The organism is Deinococcus arboris (assembly GCF_009755355.1).
Taxonomy (GTDB): domain Bacteria; phylum Deinococcota; class Deinococci; order Deinococcales; family Deinococcaceae; genus Deinococcus; species Deinococcus betulae.
On record NZ_WQLB01000003.1, the window covers coordinates 96,515 to 114,069 of the forward strand.

14 protein-coding genes are annotated in these 17,555 nt (G+C 66.3%); 6 read left to right on the plus strand and 8 right to left on the minus strand.

The genetic code is table 11. The annotated features are described in order from the left end of the window. Positions 1-22 precede the first annotated feature (22 nt). Together GO986_RS03300 and GO986_RS03305 are read left to right on the plus strand one after the other, a co-directional pair. Positions 23-925: a LysR substrate-binding domain-containing protein gene (locus tag GO986_RS03300; RefSeq protein ID WP_157457809.1), complete on the plus strand. Its 903-nt coding sequence runs from the start codon at positions 23-25 to the stop codon at positions 923-925. Positions 926-1,093: 168 nt separating this feature from the next. Next, a complete protein-coding gene (locus GO986_RS03305; RefSeq protein WP_157457811.1) occupies positions 1,094-1,234 on the plus strand; it encodes a hypothetical protein in 141 nt (46 codons plus the stop codon). Positions 1,235-1,250: 16 nt separating this feature from the next. Here GO986_RS03305 and GO986_RS03310 read toward each other — a convergent pair whose 3' ends face one another. Then, positions 1,251-2,474, minus strand: a complete 1,224-nt coding sequence (locus GO986_RS03310; protein ID WP_157457813.1) for a TCR/Tet family MFS transporter — start codon at positions 2,472-2,474, stop codon at positions 1,251-1,253. Between the two features lie 166 nt (positions 2,475-2,640). Here GO986_RS03310 and GO986_RS03315 point away from each other — a divergent pair, with 166 nt between their 5' ends. Both GO986_RS03315 and GO986_RS03320 read left to right on the plus strand, forming a co-directional pair. Beyond that, a complete protein-coding gene (locus tag GO986_RS03315) occupies positions 2,641-3,252 on the plus strand; it encodes a hypothetical protein (protein ID WP_157457814.1) in 612 nt (203 codons plus the stop codon). Between the two features lie 153 nt (positions 3,253-3,405). Further along, positions 3,406-4,509 carry a GNAT family N-acetyltransferase gene (locus tag GO986_RS03320; protein ID WP_157457816.1) on the plus strand — a complete coding sequence of 368 codons (1,104 nt, stop codon included), beginning with the start codon at positions 3,406-3,408 and terminating at the stop codon, positions 4,507-4,509. A 93-nt stretch (positions 4,510-4,602) separates the two neighbouring features. On the opposite strand, the gene GO986_RS03325 is transcribed toward GO986_RS03320, so the two are convergent. Both GO986_RS03325 and GO986_RS03330 read right to left on the minus strand, forming a co-directional pair. Then, complete coding sequence (locus GO986_RS03325; RefSeq protein WP_157457818.1) at positions 4,603-5,994, minus strand: 3' terminal RNA ribose 2'-O-methyltransferase Hen1; 1,392 nt, start codon at positions 5,992-5,994, stop codon at positions 4,603-4,605. After that, positions 5,994-8,498, minus strand: a complete 2,505-nt coding sequence (locus tag GO986_RS03330; RefSeq protein WP_157457820.1) for a polynucleotide kinase-phosphatase — start codon at positions 8,496-8,498, stop codon at positions 5,994-5,996. The genes GO986_RS03325 and GO986_RS03330 overlap by 1 nt, the downstream gene beginning before the upstream one ends. A gap of 205 nt (positions 8,499-8,703) precedes the next feature. Here GO986_RS03330 and uvrB point away from each other — a divergent pair, with 205 nt between their 5' ends. Both uvrB and GO986_RS23190 read left to right on the plus strand, forming a co-directional pair. Further along, positions 8,704-12,285 carry an excinuclease ABC subunit UvrB gene (gene uvrB, locus GO986_RS23565; protein ID WP_439648691.1) on the plus strand — a complete coding sequence of 1,194 codons (3,582 nt, stop codon included), beginning with the start codon at positions 8,704-8,706 and terminating at the stop codon, positions 12,283-12,285. Positions 12,286-12,349: 64 nt separating this feature from the next. After that, complete coding sequence (locus tag GO986_RS23190) at positions 12,350-12,916, plus strand: GNAT family N-acetyltransferase (protein ID WP_198170377.1); 567 nt, start codon at positions 12,350-12,352, stop codon at positions 12,914-12,916. Here the strand turns inward: GO986_RS23190 and GO986_RS03345 are convergent. The 5 genes from GO986_RS03345 to GO986_RS03365 form a co-directional block, all read right to left on the minus strand. Then, entirely contained in the window at positions 12,852-13,559 is a 708-nt protein-coding gene (locus GO986_RS03345) for an HAD family hydrolase (protein ID WP_157457823.1), read from the minus strand. The two genes, GO986_RS23190 and GO986_RS03345, sit on opposite strands and share 65 nt — an antisense overlap. 12 nt (positions 13,560-13,571) lie before the next feature. Then, positions 13,572-14,102 (minus strand): hypothetical protein, encoded by a 531-nt coding sequence (locus GO986_RS03350; protein ID WP_157457825.1) that lies wholly within the window; start codon positions 14,100-14,102, stop codon positions 13,572-13,574. Between the two features lie 48 nt (positions 14,103-14,150). Continuing rightward, entirely contained in the window at positions 14,151-15,044 is an 894-nt protein-coding gene (locus GO986_RS03355; protein ID WP_157457827.1) for an aldo/keto reductase, read from the minus strand. A 57-nt stretch (positions 15,045-15,101) separates the two neighbouring features. Then, positions 15,102-15,392, minus strand: coding sequence for a hypothetical protein (locus tag GO986_RS03360; RefSeq protein ID WP_157457829.1), 291 nt, complete (start codon positions 15,390-15,392; stop codon positions 15,102-15,104). 289 nt (positions 15,393-15,681) lie between these two features. Next, a complete protein-coding gene (locus GO986_RS03365; RefSeq protein ID WP_439648692.1) occupies positions 15,682-17,523 on the minus strand; it encodes an ABC transporter ATP-binding protein in 1,842 nt (613 codons plus the stop codon). Positions 17,524-17,555 lie beyond the last annotated feature (32 nt).

The following is a 17,555-nucleotide window of genomic DNA, read 5'->3' on the forward strand; positions in this document are numbered from 1 at the left end:
ACCCCGCGCTAGGCTGGCAGGTATGGAACTGCGCCACCTGCGCCATTTCGTCGCTCTGGCCGAGGAAGAACACTTCGGGCGGGCGGCCGAGCGCGTGTTTGTGGTGCAGCAGGCGCTCAGCAATTCCATCCGCAACCTGGAAGACGAGGTGGGCGTGCCGCTGGTCCTGCGCACCACGCGCCGGGTCCAGCTGACCCCTGCCGGACAGGAGTTTCTGGCTGGCGCGCGCGAAACGCTGGCGCTAGCCGGCCAAACCGTGGAACGGGCGCGGCGGGCGGCGCGGGGCGAGGTGGGGCGACTGGCGATTGGCTTTGTCTCGGGGTTGGCGTTCGGGGGCCTGCCGGAAATCGTGCGGCGCTTTCGCGACCTCTTCCCGAATGTCAGCGTGGACCTGCGCGAATTGACGGCCCAGGAGCAGGAAGCGGCCCTGCGCGGCGATCAGATTGACGTGGGCCTGATGCTGCTGCCGGTGCGCGACCCCGGCCTGGACTCGCGCGCGCTGTGGCGGCAGCCGCTGGTGGCCGCCCTGCCCGCCGCGCACCCACTGGCCCGCAAGCGCCGCCTAAAAATCAGCGACCTGCGCGACGAGCCGTTCGTCTTTTTTCCCCGTCAGATCCGCGCCGCGTACTTCGATCAGGTCATGCGCTGGTGCGCCGGGGCCGGGTTCACGCCTCATGTGGTGCAGGAGGCGATTGAGGTGCCCACGCTGCTGTCGCTGGTCGCGGCGGGCGTGGGCGTCTTCCTACCCATTGAGTTTTTCAGCCGATTGAGCCTGCCTGGCGTGGTCTACCGCCCGGTGGAAGACGCGCCGCTGGTGGACATCGTGGCTGTATGGCGGCGTGAGGACGGAAAAAGCCCGGTGGTACGGGCATTTCTGGGTGTGGCGGAGGAGATCTTGAGAGGTGAAGATGCTGATCCCTCCTGAAACGCCAGCGGAACCCGCTCCTGCACTTTCAGGCCTTCGGGGGCAACTTTGAACGTTCAGCAGCGCGGATAACTCTTGGCGGCCTCGGGAGCATCCCTCTTAGACCTCGCTCAGTGGGCCAACGCCCAGGGCTTGGGCGTCGTTGAGCTCATTCGTCTCCTCCGGTCGTTGTTTGATCTGTCTCTCCTGCAAGCCAAGGACCTGGCCCATCAGGGGGTCTACGGCCTGACTCTAAATGACTATCAGGAGCAAGTCTTGCTGCCTCTGGTTCGGGAAGCCCTCAAAGAAGAGGGTGAGCTGAAAGAGTGAGTAGGGGCAACAACCCTTACCCCTCTTTCTGAACGGGTCCGGTCATAGGTATCCCCCGCAATACGCCCAGGATCAGCACGGCCCCCACCACCGACAGCACCGCGCCCATGAGGAACGCGGCGCCGGGAAAGCCCTGGCTGGACCCGAAGGCGTACACCGCCGTCGCCACGATGGGGCCCACCACGCCGACCAGGCTGTTCAGGCTGGTAATGGCCCCCTGCACCCGGCCCTGCTCGGTTTCGCTGACCTGCCGTGAGATAAGGCCCTGAAGGGCCGGATTGGCCAGGCCGCCCAGCGCTCCCACCACCAGCGAGGCGTACAGGGCCGCCCCCGTGCGCGCAAACGCCAGCACCAAAAATTCCAGAATGGACGCTATCACCCCAGTCATGATGGTTCGCCGCTCGCCAAAGCGGGCGATAAAAGGGCCGATCAGGCCGCCCTGAACCGCCGCCGTCAGCAGGCCAAAAAACGCCAGCGCCACCCCGTTCTGGCCCGGCGACCAGCGCAGCACACCTTCGGTGTACAGCACCCAGGTGCTGAAGATGACCTGTGCCGCCAGTCCCAGCACCACCAGCGCCAGGGTGAGGCTGCGCAAAACTGGGTACTCGATCAGGGCGCCTAGGGGCAGCAGCGGATTGAAATTGCGCTTCTGAAAACCCTGAGCACGGGCCGATGGCGGCAGCGATTCGGGCAACACGAAGAGGCCGTACAACAGGTTCAGGGCGGTCAGTCCCGCCGCCACCATGAACGGTACGCGCAGGCCGTATTCGCCCAGAAACCCGCCCAGCGCTGGCCCCAGAATGAACCCCACTCCAAAGGTGGCCCCCAGCAGGCCAAAGTTCTTGGCGCGGCTTTCGGGCGGCGAGACGTCGGCGATATACGCGTTGGCCACCGTCAGGCTGGCCCCGGTAACGCCCGCCAGCACGCGGCCCAGCAGCAACCACCACAGATTTGGCGCCAGGATCAGCAGCACGTAGTCCAGCGCCATGCCCGCCAGCGACAGCAGCAGGATTGGCCGCCGCCCAAAACGGTCACTCAGGCTGCCCAGAATGGGCGCGAAGACGAATTGCATGACCGCGTAGGCCGCCGTGAGCCAGCCAATGCTCTGGGCGCCAGCAGCCTCAGACCCCGCCAGTTCTTTGACCAGCCCAGGCAGCACCGGGATGATCAGCCCAATGCCGATGATGTCAATCAGGGCCGTCAAGAGAATGAAAATAAGTGCGGCGGGACGAGCAGACATGAGGAGCAGTGTATAAACGAACCGCTCATGACGGCCCCGGCTGTCTCGCCCCTGCCACCGACAGCCGGCCGATCCGCAGAGCACAGCCAGACCTTTCAGGCCAGCGGATCAGTCAATTTCAAAACACCTGGTTTCAATTGAAAAGAGGCCCGTGCACAATGCCGACATGCCCGGTCCCCAGGCCACTCCCTTTCAGATCACCTCCCCCGACCAGGCGGAGGCACTGCTGAACTTCACGTATGGGGCTCGCCTTCTTGAACAGTTTCTGGAACCCAGCACCTCCAGCCGCGCCGCCCACGCGCTGGCTGAACCCGCCAACCGCGTCGCCTACCATGTCCGCAAACTGGCGGGCTGCGGCCTGCTCTGCGTGGCTGGGCATCAGGGCAAACGGGTGCTGTATCAGGCGGCGGCCCAGACCTTCTCCGTTCCGCGCGCGCTGGTTCGGCTGGACGACCCCTCCACGCTGATCCGGCCGGTCATGGAAGAACTCACCGCCGCCTATGTTCAGGCCATTGTGAACTGGCAGTCACGGCACCCGCCCGAACCGCTGCTGGTGAACCTGAGCACCCACGGCCAGGCTGCTGAACCGCCGCCCCAGGAACCTTATCTCCCGGCCATGCGGCTGCGGGCGGTCCGGATGACCCCAGAGCAGTACCGGCAGGCCCAGGCCGCGCTGGACCACATCCTGACCGGGATGGACTGCAGCGACCTCTCCGCCGACGCCCGGCCGGCCACCTTCGTGCTCATGGCCTTTCCAGGCCAGCTGCATCAGGACTGAGACGGATTCCAGGCCTGGCTGGCACCGGGTCGGCGCTCGCCCGATGTGTCAGCGCAACAGACGAAATCTGGCAGAGCTGAACTCCAGAAACGCCGCAAACACAATGTCTGTCTTCAATAGCAGGCGAGCCACCCGGCCCGCCGAGGAGAACCCATGTCCAGAACAGTCCTTGACGATCCCACACCTGAGTCTCAGCCGTCTTTGCCTGCGGGGCTGCACCTGGAGGCTTACGACGCCCGAACGGCACCAGACGCGCTGTTAGGCGCCCTCGCCGCGTTTCACACCAGCCAACTGCATGAGCGGCAGCCGGACGATCCGCCCGTCCTGTCGGCTCAGCTGGCCGCTTCCCTGCGCCATCTTCCCCCTTTCGTGGACCTGCCCGCCTGGGTGGTCCGCGACGGTCCGCGCGTGGTGGCTGAAGCCAACGTCGCCCTGGTGCACTTGGATCAGAACCGGCATCTGGCCCAGTTCCAGTTGGGCGTCCTGACCCCCTACCGCCGTCAGGGGCTGGGCCGCGCTCTACTCCGCTGCGTGGTCGAAGCCGCACAGTTAGACGGCCGACGTCTCCTCATGGCCAGCAGCAGCGGACGGGTGCCGGCGGGTGAAGCTGCCCTGCGCCGGGCAGGCGCCCAGCCCGGCCTGACCGCGCAGGTCAACCAGCTGAACCTCCGCACCCTGGAGCCTGGGCTACTGGAGCACTGGACCACGCAGGGGCAGACCCGTGCGGCGGGGTACACCCTTGAGGTGTGGGAGGGCCTGGTCCCAGGACCAGAGTTCACTGCGTTTCTGGAACTGACCCAGGTGATGAATGACCAGCCGACCGGAGACCTGTCGCTGGAAAACAGCCGCATGACCCCAGCACAATTCCGTGAAGCCGAGGCCCACTTTCAGGCCTCGGGCCGGCAGCGCGTGACTGTGGTAGGACGCCGCACCTCGGACGGCCACCTGGTGGGGTTTACAGAGCTGAGCTGGCACCCAGGTCGGCCCAGTCTCCTGACGCAGGGAGAAACGGGAGTCCGCCCCGAGGCCCGGGGCCTCGGCCTAGGGCGCTGGCTCAAGGCTGCTGCGTTGCAGCGGGCCCTGGACCGCAACGGGGCTGCCCACTTTGTCCGCACCGAGAACGCGGACAGCAACGCGGCCATGCGCCGAATCAACGAGCAGTTGGGCTTCCGGCCTTACACCGCCACCACCCTGTGGCAGCTTGAGGTCTCGCAGGCCCAGGCCTACCTGCGCCCCCAGGTGGACCCGTGTTGTTAGGGGCTGCGTCTGAGGATGCCGGAGGACGGCCCTGCGCCACAACCCGGCCGAGCAAACTCGGCAGCCATTGGGCCGCTGGTCAGGAACTCAGAGTTATGCCTGGGCGAGCGAGAACAGCGCCAGTTGCGTAATCGGGCCGTATTCCGGGTGCACCTCGCCCAGATCGTGGAAGGCGACCGTGTAGCCGTACCCCTCGGCCGCCGCCTGCGCCCAAGTCTGAAACTCGGCGCGCGTCCATTCGAAGCGGTGGTCAGCGTGCCGCAGGGTCCGGGGCTCCTCGAACGTCGCGTTGTACTCGCGGTTGGGCGTGGTCACGACCAGCGTGCCAGGGCGCGCAAAGCCCAGCACGTTCTGGGTTAGGGTGGCCAGCCGGTGCGGTTCCAGGTGTTCAATGACCTCTACCAACGCGGCAGCGTCAAAGCCCTTCAGGCGCGAATCGGGATAGGCCAGGCTCCCGTGCAGCAACTTGACCCGCTCGCGCAGTTCGGGCCGCTCTTGAAGGTGCAGTTTGTCGGCCGCGATCTCCAGGCTGCGGGCGCTGAGGTCCACCCCCACCAGTTCGCGGAACTGCCCCACTTTCAGCAGACGCCGCAGCAATTTGCCCTCGCCGCAGCCCAGGTCCAGTACCCGGCGCGCGCCGCTTTGTTCCAGCAGCCGCGCCACGGCGTCCAGGCGCTCGTCGTGCAGCCGGGGCGGGGGCGGCAATTCGCCACTCTCCGGGGGCTCGGCCAGGCCAGGCTCGGCGGTTCCAGGTTCGTCAGGCACGGTCAGCCGGGCCCTGGCCTGCGTCACCAGACCCCGGAAGCGGAGGTAGCGTGCCGTGATCAGGTCGCGGTCCGGGTGCGCTTCCAGCCAGCCCTGTCCGTGGCGCAGCAGTTTCTCCACCTCATCGTCACTGATGAAGTAATGCTTTTTCCCGTCCAGCACGGGCAGCAATACATACAGGTGGCGCAGCGCCTCGGCCACGCGCACCGTGCCACGCAGGGTCAGCTGGACATAGGGCCGCTCGCCCCATTCGGGAAACTGGGGGTCCAGGGGAAGAGGCGTCACCTCGACCTCATAGCCCAGGGGTTCAAAGAGGCGCGCGGGCAGGTCGGGCTGGCCCCGCGCCGCCACACACGGCAGTTCCAGGATCAGCGGCAGCGGTGTGGCAGCCAGGTCGGGACGGTCGCGGCTCTGGCCGGTCATGGCGGTGCCGAAAGCGTCACGCAGAGCCACCGCCAGAAAACTGCCCGAGGCATACGGGCGGTCGTTCACATATGGTTCCAGGGTGCCGGCCTCGCCGCCCGCCGGAGCGCGCGATAGGGCCACTGGGTCCACTTCTACAAGGAGGGCGGCGGTGGTGCGTTCAGCCTTGGCCTCGGGGTAAAACACCAGCGACTTGCCAAACGGGAGAGGGCGCTCCAGCACGCGCTCCGGGTGCTTCATAAGCAGGAAGCCCAGGTCGGTGGCAGGGGCATGGGTGGTGGTGATGGTCAGGAGCATCAGAGCCTCACGTCAATCGGGTTGCTTTCCAGCGCCAGAACGCCCAGCACGCATTCATGAACCCGGCCAGTCGCCGCATGTTCGGTGAAGCGGTGCAGGCCTTCCAGACCCAGGTGAAATTCGCGCGTGGCCCGCGCCCGCTTGGCACCCAGCGCGCGGGCTTTCAGGCGGGCCAGGTGTTCAGGGCGTGTGTATTCCGGGCCGTAGATGATGCGGAGGTATTCGCGGCCACGCACCTTCACGGCAGGCTGGCCCTGACGCTGCTCTGGCCGAAAGGCCAGTGGTTTGACGACCATGCCTTCGCTGCCCTGTGCGGTCAGTTCATGCCACCACGCCGCCGCCTCGGCCTCATCGGGGGTGCCCAGCATCACCGAACGGTGGGCGGTGCGGCCAAACAGCGTGGCGTCGGCATCGGCCAGGGCGCCCAGCGTGGTCAGGTGCCACAGGTGGTCCTGGCCGTCATGCACCTGCCCCTCCGAAGCCAGCAGGTGAAACGGCCGAATCTGCACATTCTGCGGGCCAGCAACACGGCGCACGTAGGCGCGGTACGCCCCTCGGTACAGTGCTAAGTCGGCGGCGCGCTCCTGGGTGCGGGGGAGCCACTCGCCCACAGCCACGCCGCGCGCCTGAGCGGCCTTCAGGGCCTGAACCGCCGCGGGCAGGGTCGCATTCCCCGCCGCCCCCACGGCCGCGTACTGCGCCTTGATCAGCTCCTCGGCCTTCAGGCTCCAGGGCAAGATTTCGGCGTCCAGCAGCAGCCAGTCGGTGTTCAGGCGGTCCCACAGGCCGGCGTGGGTCGCGGCCTCGCGGGCGCGGGTCAGCACGTCGGCTTCCCAGGCCGGCTTGAAAAAGGGCCGGCCCGTGCGGGTATAGATGCTGCCCAGCCCCTCCACACCGAAGCGCTGCCGCGCCACCGCGTCGTCGCGGGTCAGCACCAGCAGGGCGCGGCTGCCCATGTGTTTCTCCTCGCACACGACCTGCGCGACGCCCTGACCCCGGAAGTACGCCAACGCCTCATCAGGGTGTTCCAAGAATTCCGGCCGGGCGCTCGTTTCCACCGGGCTCATGGTGGGGGGCAGGTACAGGCACCATCCTGGGTCCACACCGTAGCGGCTGAAGGTTTCGACGGCCGCCGCCCGCTCTCCGGCCCGCAGCAGCACGCCGCCGAAGCTGCGCGTCTCAATGCGCCCCGGTTGCAAGAACTCGGCCAGGTCAAAGGTTTCGCCACCCGGTTCCTGCATCATCTCCAACGGCCGGGCGGGCACCGCGTACTGGGCGTGGGCGGGCACGCTCACCAGCTCCATCTCCGGGTAGCGCAGGGCCGTCAGCGCGCCGCCGAAGGCACAACCCGTATCAATGTCAATCGTGCGGTTGACCCAGCGGGCCTGCCCGACGGGCGTGTGGCCGTACACCACATGCGCCGCGCCCCGGTATTCGGCAGCCCAGTCGCGCCGCACCGGTAACCCCAGGTCGTCGGTGCTGCCGTCCACGTCGCCGTATAGGGCGAAACTGCGGACCCGGCCACTGCTGCGGCCCTGATACTTCTCGGGCAGGCCCGCGTGGGCCACCACAACCTTCCCGTCGTCCAGCACCAGATGACTGACCAGGCCGTCAATGAACGTCCGCACCTGCGCGCGAACTTCAGGGCCGGCCTCGTCCAACTGTGCCAGCGTGGCGTCCAGACCGTGCAGCGCCTTGACCGCCTTGCCGTCCAGGGCGCGCTTCAGTTTCTCGTCGTGGTTGCCGGGCACGCACAGGGCGGCGCCACTGGCGACCATCCCCATGACCAGCCGCAGCACGCCCGCGCTGTCTGGGCCCCGGTCTACCAGGTCGCCCACAAAAACGGCGGTGCGACCGGGCGGAGGCGTGACCTGATTCTCGTCCAGCACATAGCCTAGCTCCATCAGCAACTCGCGCAGTTCGGCCAGGCAGCCATGCACGTCGCCAATGAAATCGAAGGGGCCATGTAGGTGCTTCTTGTTGGTGTAGAGCGGCACGCGGGTCACCTGGGCTGCTTCTACATCTTCAGACGTTCTCAGTGTCCAGACGTGGCGAAAGCCTTCTTTTCCCATCCCGCGCAGCGTGCGGCGCAGTTCGGTCTGCTGGCGGCCAATGACGGCGGCGTTGAAGGGCCGGTCTCCGCGCGCCTCGTGTCGGGCTTCCAGCACACCTCTGGGCAGGTCCAGCACAATCGCCACCGGCAGCACATCGTGCGCGCGGGCCAGGTCCACCAGGCGGCGGCGGTCGTCCGGGCGCACCGAGGTCGCGTCAATGACGGTCAGCAGGCCGCGTTCCAGCCGCTTGGCCGCCACATAAAACAGGCTGTCGAAGGCCGCCGCGTTGGCGTCCAGCGTGTGTTCGCTGCCGCTGACGAGCGCGCGAAAGTGGTCGCTGCTCAGGACTTCAGAGGGGCCGAAGTGCTGCGCGGCAAAGGTACTTTTGCCCGACGATGAGGCGCCGACCAGGGCGACCAGGGCAAGTTCAGGCAGGGGAATCTGGGTCATGGAAGCCTTCTTTCAGGTGCAGGGCACCGGCCTTTCACTGTAGCGGCCCACCCCCTCTTCCACCTGCGTCAAATGACGTGCATCTGCTGCCATCTCTCAAGCCTGCATGAGTCATCCGGCTTACCGTCCACTTACGTTCGGGGCGTAAAATAGGGAGATTCGTTCGCTTCACGCCGCACCCCTGCTTTCTTCTCCTGGAGGTTTCATGCTCAAGGTCAGATCCAGCTTTACGCCCTCGGGTGACCAGCCCACCGCCATCCGCTCATTGGTGGACGGCCTGGAGTCGGGCCTGCGCTTCCAGACGCTGCTGGGAGCGACAGGCACGGGCAAAAGTGTCGCCTGGCACGAGCCCGTCACCGTGCAGGTTGCCGGTCAGGTACAGCGTCTCCCCATCGGTGAGTTAATTGACGGGCTGTTCGGCTCTCCCATTCAGGCCGAGGATTCACTGGAACTCCCGCCGCCAGACCCCATGCAAGTGCTGGCCTGGGACGCGAGTAGTGGCGCGGTGGCCTGGCGCACGGTCACGGCTCTGTCGCGCCACGGATCGCCAGAAACGCTGCACCACCTGACCACCGCCTGCGGACGCGATGTGACCGTGACGGCCGACCACAGCGTCTGGGTGCTGCGTGACGGTCAGGTTCACCTGATTCACGGCGACGACGTGCGCTCCGGCGACGCGCTGCCCATTCCCCGGCGGGTGCCTGAACCAGGAGGCACGCTGAACCATCTGGACACGCTGGCCGTGCTGGACGGCACCCCATTCCATGTGGCGGTGCCGTACACCTCTGAACAGGATGACGCCTGGCGCACCCTGGTGAGGGCACATCATGATCGACCCGACGGCAAGCTGCACGCCCTTCGGTACGGTAAGCGAGGCGGTGGCCTGAGTGTTGCTGCGGCCAGGACAGCTGTTCGGCAAGGGCTGGCCGTCGCAGAGCAGACGCGTATTTCAGCCCGTTCTGCTCAGTTGGCCGGGCAACTGCCCCTAAGTCCGGCCCTGGCCCTGCTGTTCGGGCAGTATGTGGCCGAGGGGCACGCCGCGCCGGGCTTCGCGCTCATCTCTGTGCGTGACCCGGACGTACAGGCGCAGTTAACGGCAGCTCTGGCCGAATTGGAAATCGGACACTTCCGCCGTCAGGACGGAGACTTCGTGCTGTCGGGCCGAGTCTGGCGCGAACTGCTGGCCCGGCTGATGGGCGAGCGCTCGGGTGAAAAACACTTGCCCCCCAACTTTGCTGCCTTTCCAAATACCTTTCTGGCGGGCCTCCTGCGGGCCTATTTCGAGGGTGACGGCGGCGTGGACAGCGGCGCGGTTACAGCGGTGACCAACAGCGCGCCGCTGGCCGGGGAACTAACCGAGGCCCTGCTGCGCTTCGGCATCTGGGCGCGGCTGCGTGAGGTGCAAAAACGCCGACCCGACGGCACGGTGGGCACCTACCACAAGGTCACGATTTCGGGGGCGGAGAACCTGCGCGCCTTCGCCGATGAAGTGGGCTTCCTGAGTGGGCGCAAACGTGAAGCGCTGCGCCGCATTTTGGCTCAGGCGGGCGAGGGCAACACCAATGTGGACCTGATCCCTGGCGTCGGGCCACGCCTGCTGGCCGAGCGAGAACGGGCGGGCCTCTCGCAGCGAGATGTGGCGCAGGCGGCCGACTGCACCCGAACGATGGTGTCTGCCATTGAGCGTGGCGTCCGTGTCCCTAGCGCAGGCCTCTTTCGCCGTCTGTGCCGGGCACTGAACGTTCAGGACGCAGCGTTTATGGGTCTGGCCGACGTTCACTGGTCCCCGGTTGAAGGGGTGGAACAGGTCGCTCCACAGACGCCCTACGTGTACGACTTCAGCGTGGACGGCTTTGAAACCTTTCTGACCGGACGCGGCGGGCTGTTCGTTCACAACACCTATTCCGTCGCCAAAGTCATTGAGGAAACCCAGCGCCCCGCCTTGATCATGGCCCCGAACAAGATTCTGACCGCGCAGCTGGCCTCCGAGTTCCGCGAGTTCTTCCCGGACGCCGCCGTGGAATTCTTCATCTCCTACTATGATTACTACCAGCCCGAAGCGTACGTGCCCGGCAAAGACCTGTTCATCGAGAAAGACGCCAGCATCAACCAGGAGATCGAGCGTCTGCGCCACTCCACCACCCGCAGCCTGCTGACCCGGCGCGACACGATTGTGGTGGCGTCGGTGTCATGTATCTACGGCCTGGGCGACCCCAAGGAATACACCGCGCTGAATGCGGTTCTGAAAAAGGGCGGCCAGATGCCCCGCGACGAGCTACTGGGTCGCCTGGTCAACATGCAGTACGAGCGCAATGACGTGGAACTGATGCCGGGGCGCTTCCGGGCCAAGGGCGAGATGATTGAAGTCTGGCCCGCCTACGATGAGCAGCCGCTGCGCGTGGAACTCTGGGGCGACGACATCGAGCGTATCAGCGTGGTGCACCCGCTGACGGGGGACCGCCTGGCCGAACTGGACGCCACCGTCGTCTACCCCGCCAAGCATTACGTGAGCAGCGCGGGCAACATCGAGCGGGCCATCGTCACCATCCAGCAGGAACTGGATGAGCGGCTGGAATATTTCAAATCCACCGGCAAATTGCTGGAAGCGCAGCGCCTCAAAGAGCGCACCCTCTACGATCTGGAGATGCTCAAGGTGCTGGGCTACTGCTCGGGCATCGAGAACTACTCGCGGCACATTGATGGGCGCGTGACCGGGGCCACGCCGTACACCATGCTGGACTACTTCCCGGACGACTTCATCACGTTTATTGACGAGTCGCACGTCACGGTGCCGCAGATTGGCGGCATGGCGAACGGCGACCGCGCGCGCAAGCAGACGCTGGTGGACTACGGCTTCCGCCTGCCGTCCGCGATGGACAACCGCCCACTGAACTTTCAGGAGTTCATGGACAAGACCGGGCAAACGGTGTTCGTGTCGGCCACGCCAGGTCCCTTTGAGCGCGAGCACAGCGACAGCATTGCCGATCAGATCATCCGGCCCACCGGCCTGATTGACCCGCCTGTCACCGTGCGGCCCATCCAGGGCCAGATCGAAGATCTGCTGGGCCGCGTCCGCGAGCGCACGAAGGCCGGCGAGCGCACCCTGGTCACCACCCTGACCAAGCGCATGTCCGAGGACCTCACGGAATACCTGCTGGAAAAAGGCGTGAAGGCGCGCTACATGCACAGCGACATTGACAGCGTGGAGCGGCAGGTCATCATCCGCGACCTGCGCCTGGGCCACTACGACGTGCTGGTGGGCATCAACCTGCTGCGCGAGGGGCTGGACCTGCCGGAAGTCTCGCTGGTCGCCATTCTGGACGCCGACAAGCCCGGCTTCCTGCGGTCTGAACGCGCCCTGATTCAGACCATCGGCCGCGCCGCGCGCAACGTGAACGGCGAGGTCATTCTGTACGGCGACACGGTGACCCCCGCCATGCAGTTTGCGATGGAAGAGACCGCCCGGCGCCGTGAAAAGCAGGTGGCCTTCAACGAGGAACACGGCATCACGCCCACCACCGTTATCAAGGGCGTGCGCGACGTGATTCGCGGCGAGGAGCAGCCCGGCGAGATCAGCTCGGCCACGGTGGGCGACGACCGCGACAGCCTCAGCGCCCAGCTCACCGACCTGGAACTGGATATGTGGCAGGCCAGTGAAGACCTCGACTTTGAGCGCGCCGCCAGCCTCCGCGACCAGATTCGCGCCATCGAGGCCAAGTTGCAGGGCAAGGAATTTCAGCAGGCCACGGTGCCGGGGCAGAAAGTCAGAAGGAAGGGTCGGCGCTAGGTAGGGCCACTCACCCGGTCATCTGGCGGATGTGCGCCCGGTGGCCGGGTGGTTCCATGAGAGCGTGACCACTCCTCCAACCATCGTGCCTTTCCAGGCGGCGGACGCCCCTGGCGTGGCCGCCGTGCAGGTCGGCAACTACCACCACGACTACGCCCCCTTCTTTCCGCCCGGGTTCTGGGATGGGGTCACGGTTGAGGAGCAGACCAGCGACTGGCAAGCGTGGCTGGCCCAGCACCCAGACGACATGCTGCTGGTCGCGCACGAGGGCGAGGAGGTGGCCGGCTATGTCCTGGCCCGCCGGCACCCCTTTCACGGCACGGACGCCGAGATCATGGCCCTGCATGTGCGAGCGGCCTCGCGGGGTCGGGGGTACGGGACGGCCCTCCTGCGCGCGGCGCTGCTGGCGTTGCAAGCCAAAGGAGCACAGAGCGTGGGCCTCTCCACACTGGAAGCCCATACCTCGCGCGCCTGGTACGAGCGCTTAGGTGGGCAGCTGGGCAATGTCCTGACCCAAACGTACGGCGACCATCTCGTGCGCGAGGTGGTGTTCAGCTGGCCGGCCATTAGGGCCTTGCTGACACATCTGGAGTCCCCACCAGCCGAAGCACGCCCCATAGATCGGCACTGACGTGAGGCGACTGCTCACCCGAACGAACCAGAATGGCGGGCAGCCCCACGCCACCCGCCCCCTGCACATCGGCCGTCAGGCTGTCGCCAATCATCCAGACCGGCGCGGCCTCTGGATGCGCCCGCAAGACCGCCCGGAAGGCTTCGGGATGAGGTTTTTCCCACCCCAGCGCCGCCGACGTGTAGACCGTGTCCAGTAGAGGCGTCAGCCCCAGCGCGTCCAGCACCTGCTCCAGTTCCGGCACATGATTGCTCAGGACCACGTGGCGCCACCCTCTGCTCTGCAGGACGCGCAATACCGGCAGCGTCTCGGGATAGAGCCGCCACGCCGCTGGGGCCAGGTAAGCGGCCCGCATCAGCGGCACCAACGCGGCCGCGTCTGCCGCGGCCACTCCGGCCCCTCTGTAGGCAGCGAGGAAGACATGGTCGAGTTCGGCCCACCAAGCGTCCGGGTGAGTCTGCCGGGGGTGGGCCTGCTCTGGACGGTGCCAGCGAAACCCCTGGGCCAGCCCAGGCCGCAGGGCTTCCAGCGTCACCCCATGTCCAGGCCGCTGCTGGTCCAGAACGTCCAGCAGCGCCCCACTCCACAGCCCAGGGCGGTGCGCCAGCGTGCCGTCAAAATCCCAGATCAGCAGCGGCGGCATGGATGAGGCGCGTTACTTCTTCAGCGTCAGGGTGCAGGTGCCCACGTTCAGGCCAGCGGCGCGCATGGTGGCCAGCGCCTCACTGGCGCTTTTGGGGTCAGGGAAATTATCGAGCTGTGCCAGTTGGCTTCTCATTTCGTCTACAGAGCCGGTAAGCAGTGCCCCCCGCCCTATGCCAGCTTCCAAGAAACCCATGCAAAGTGTCATGTAGTCACCCGTTACCATTCCACTCAAGTCTGTGACATACAGCGTGTTGTCCACAGGGTGATAGCCCAAAATGTCAATTTCTGATTCAAAGGCCCAGCCATCAACATTCCAAGTCGGCGCCTGAGGACCCAAGACAATCTCACGGCTAATTTTCTGACCGCTGGCGGTGGTGCCACCCAGAATCCAAGTCTGCCCGGGCTTGACGGGCGAGTTGGCCGCCAGCACACGCGGCGCACCAAATGGCGCCACCACACGCGGCTGAGCGTTTTGGCTGCCGCCGGCAAAGGCGACAGAGGGAAGCAGCAGCAGAGAAACAGCCAGCAGAGCACGCACCATAAGGCAGAGGCTAGCAGGCGGTCCCGGCCCACGTTGCAGCACTTGAGGTTAGACTTCGCCGCCCCAGGTCAGGCCGTGCTCCACCCAAGCCGCTTCAATGTGGGTCAGGGCGTCCAGCGGCAGGGGCCCGTCCTCGATCAGCCGGATATTCCGCTCCAGGTTGTCAATGTTTGCCGTGCCCACGATGGCGCTGTGCACACCCGGTGCAAACGCGGTAAACCGCAGGGCAAAGGCAGTCCAGTCCAGCCCGACGGCCTCGCGGACCGCATTCAAATTCAGCACCCGCAGCCGCTCCCAGTAGGTTTCGGCGTAGTCGCCTACCGGGCGCGTCTCAAAGCGCCATGCCGCGTTGGCGATAGGCCGCTTGGCGATCACGCCCAGGCCGCGCTCATTAGCGCCGCTCAGCAACTGGCGGCGGCTGAACTGGTCGGCCAGATTCACGCTGGTCTCCACGCTGCCAAAGCGGCCTGAACTGATAGCGCCGGCCAGCGCCTCGTTCTCGCCGCTGTAGGCCGCTACGCGAATCAGGCCGGCCGAGCGCGCCTCGTCCAGCGCCATCAGCAGGTCCTCGCGGCGCAGCACGTCGGCCGGGCAGGAGTGGAGGTGAAAAATATCAATCCAGTCGCAGCGCAGCCGGGTCAGGGCCTGCTCAATGCCCAGGCGGATGGACTGCGGCGTCCAGTCTTCGGCGCCCTCGGCCCCGTAGCCGCCTTTGCTGCTCAGAATGTAGTCGTGACGGCGGTACGAGAGGTGACGCCCGATGCGCTCCTCACTCAGGCCGTAGCCGCGCGCCGTGTCCACCAGCGTGATGCCCCGGTCAATGGCGCGGTTGAGCAGGGTGCCGGCCTCATCTTCGCTCAGGTGCTCTGAGCCGACCTGTCCCGCCCCCAGCCCCAGCACACTGACCCGCAGCCCCGTGTCGCCAAACGCCCGCTGTTCCATAGGGGCATTGTGGCGTTTAACAGGCCAGAAGGGCGAATAGACACCCAGTCCACTCCATTACTCACAGCTTCTGGACAGCTGGCTCAGGCTGGGCAGGGCGTAGAGACTGGCGCTGCGTGACGAGCGAACGCACAGCGCTTTGCCCTGCATGGACAGCGCCAGAGGCGGTTCCCCATATCTGCTGCCTGATTCGACCACCCTGGTTCGTACGTCGCCCGCAAGATTCCACAGACGCAGAGTGTTAAAGCCGCCGCCCAGCAGATACCGGCCATCCGCAGTCCAGAACAGCGTTCGGACATTGCTGTTTGGCAAGGGGCGCACCGGCTCTCCGGGCTGCGCCAGCTTCACCTCGCAGCCTGAGAAACGCAGAGCCTCCCAGCAGAACAGCACCGCTGCCCCCTGTCGTCTCGGCGCGTACAGGGTTTGCTTATGTTCCCAAGCATAAGCATCTGTATTCGGTGAAGCGCGAACCGTCACGCTCTGGCTGCCCGAAAAGGGCACAGTCACCTGGGTTTGTGTCAGAGATGCCGCGAGCAACAGAGCCAACATGCGCCACCGTACCGGGACCACCACACCCTGTCATCAAACGAAAGAGAGAGGGCCGCTGCCCCCTCTCAAGTTCCTATTTGCCTGCCGCTCAAGTTGTCAGGGCCGCTGGCCTCAGCAACTCGGCCCGCCCTTCCTGCTCAGCGCGGAACTGGAGTTCATACAGGTCGCGGTACAGGCCGCCGCGTGCCAGCAGCTCGGCGTGAGAGCCGTCCTCTACAATCCGCCCACCGTCCATCACCACGATGCGGTCGGCGGTGCGAATGGTGCTGAGGCGGTGAGCAATCACAAAGGTGGTGCGCCCCTGCATCAGCCGTTCCAGGGCGGCCTGCACCAGCGCTTCGGATTCGTTGTCCAGGGCGCTGGTGGCCTCGTCCAGAATCAGGATGCGGGGGTCTTTGAGCAGGGCGCGGGCAATAGCGACTCGCTGCCGCTGCCCGCCCGAAAGCTTCACACCTCGTTCCCCTACGACTGTCTCGTACCCTAGCTCAAAGGTGCTGATGAAGTCGTGGGCGTTGGCCGCGCGGGCCGCCGCCTCCACTTCTTCGGGCCGGGCGCCGGGGCGGCCGTACAGAATGTTCTCGCGGATGGTGCCGGAGAACAGCAGCGTTTCCTGGGGCACCAACCCCACCTGGGCGCGCAGGTCCGCCACGGCGTAGTCCCGCAGGTCGCGGCCGTCCACCCGCAGGGCGCCGCCCGTCACATCCCAGAAGCGGCCAATCAGGCTGACCAGGGTGGTCTTGCCTGCGCCGCTGGGGCCCACCAGCGCCACGACCTGCCCGGCCGGCACGTCCAGCGTCAGGTCCCGGAGCACCGACGCGTTTTCGTAGGCAAACTGCACGCCCTCGAAGGTGACGCGGCCCTCGGCACGCTTCAGCGGCGCGGGCGTGGCCGGCTCGGGCAGGTCGCTGCGCTCGTCCAGCAGCTCGAAGATGCGCCCTGACGCCCCCAGCGCCTCCTGAAACTGGTTGAAGATGCCCGTCAGCGCCGCCACCGTGCCTCCCACCTGCAGCGCGTAGAACAGAAAGGTCACGAGGTTGCCGGGGGTCATGGCGCCCCCCATAACCTGCCGCCCGCCGTACCACAGCACCACGGCCAGCGCACCAAACGTCAGGAAGCTCATGGTGCCGGTCATCAGGGCCTGCAATTGCGCGCGTTTCAGGGCGGCCAGAAAGCTCAGCTTCACGCCCTGGCCGTAGCGGCCCCGTTCCAGGTTTTCGGCGGTAAAGCTCTGCACCACCCGCACGCCGCTGATGGCTTCCTCGGCGCTGGCGTTGGCGCTCGCCACCGCGTCCTGCACTTCACGGCTGACCACGCGAATGCGGCGGCCGATGGCAAAGGCCGTGCCAATCACCAGCGGAATCACCGCCAGCGTCAGCAGGCTCAGGCGCGGACTGGTGGTCACCAGCAAGATCACCGCCCCGATCAGGCTGACCGTCTGCGCCGCCAGCTGCGCCAGTGCCGAACTCGAGACGCCCTGCACCGTGGCCACATCGGCGGTCAGGCGGCTGGTCAGGTCGCCGGTCTTGTGGTCGCCAAAAAAGCGCGGCGAGAGGGTCAGCAGGTGCGAAAACAGCGCCCCCCGCAGGTCTGCCACCACCCCTGCCCCTACGCGCGCCAGCAGATACGACTGCGCGGCCCCGAACAGCGCCGACAGCGCGAAAATGCCCAGCAGGCCCAACACGGTGCGGTCCAGCGGGCCGGTGTCAGTGCTGCCCACCTTCAGAAACGAGGCGTCGATCAGCTGCCCAAACAGCGCCGGAAACGCCAGGTTCAGGCCGCTGGAAACCAGGGTGGCCAGTACGCCCAGCACAAACAGGGCGCGGTAGGGGCGGGCGTAGGCCAGCAGGCGGCGCAGCTGCCGGGGGTCGCCTTTGGGGCGGCGGCCACCAGCGCCGGCCGTCACCATCATGGAGCTGGGGCGAGAAAGCATGGCTGTAGGGTACGCCCCCACCAGGGGGACGG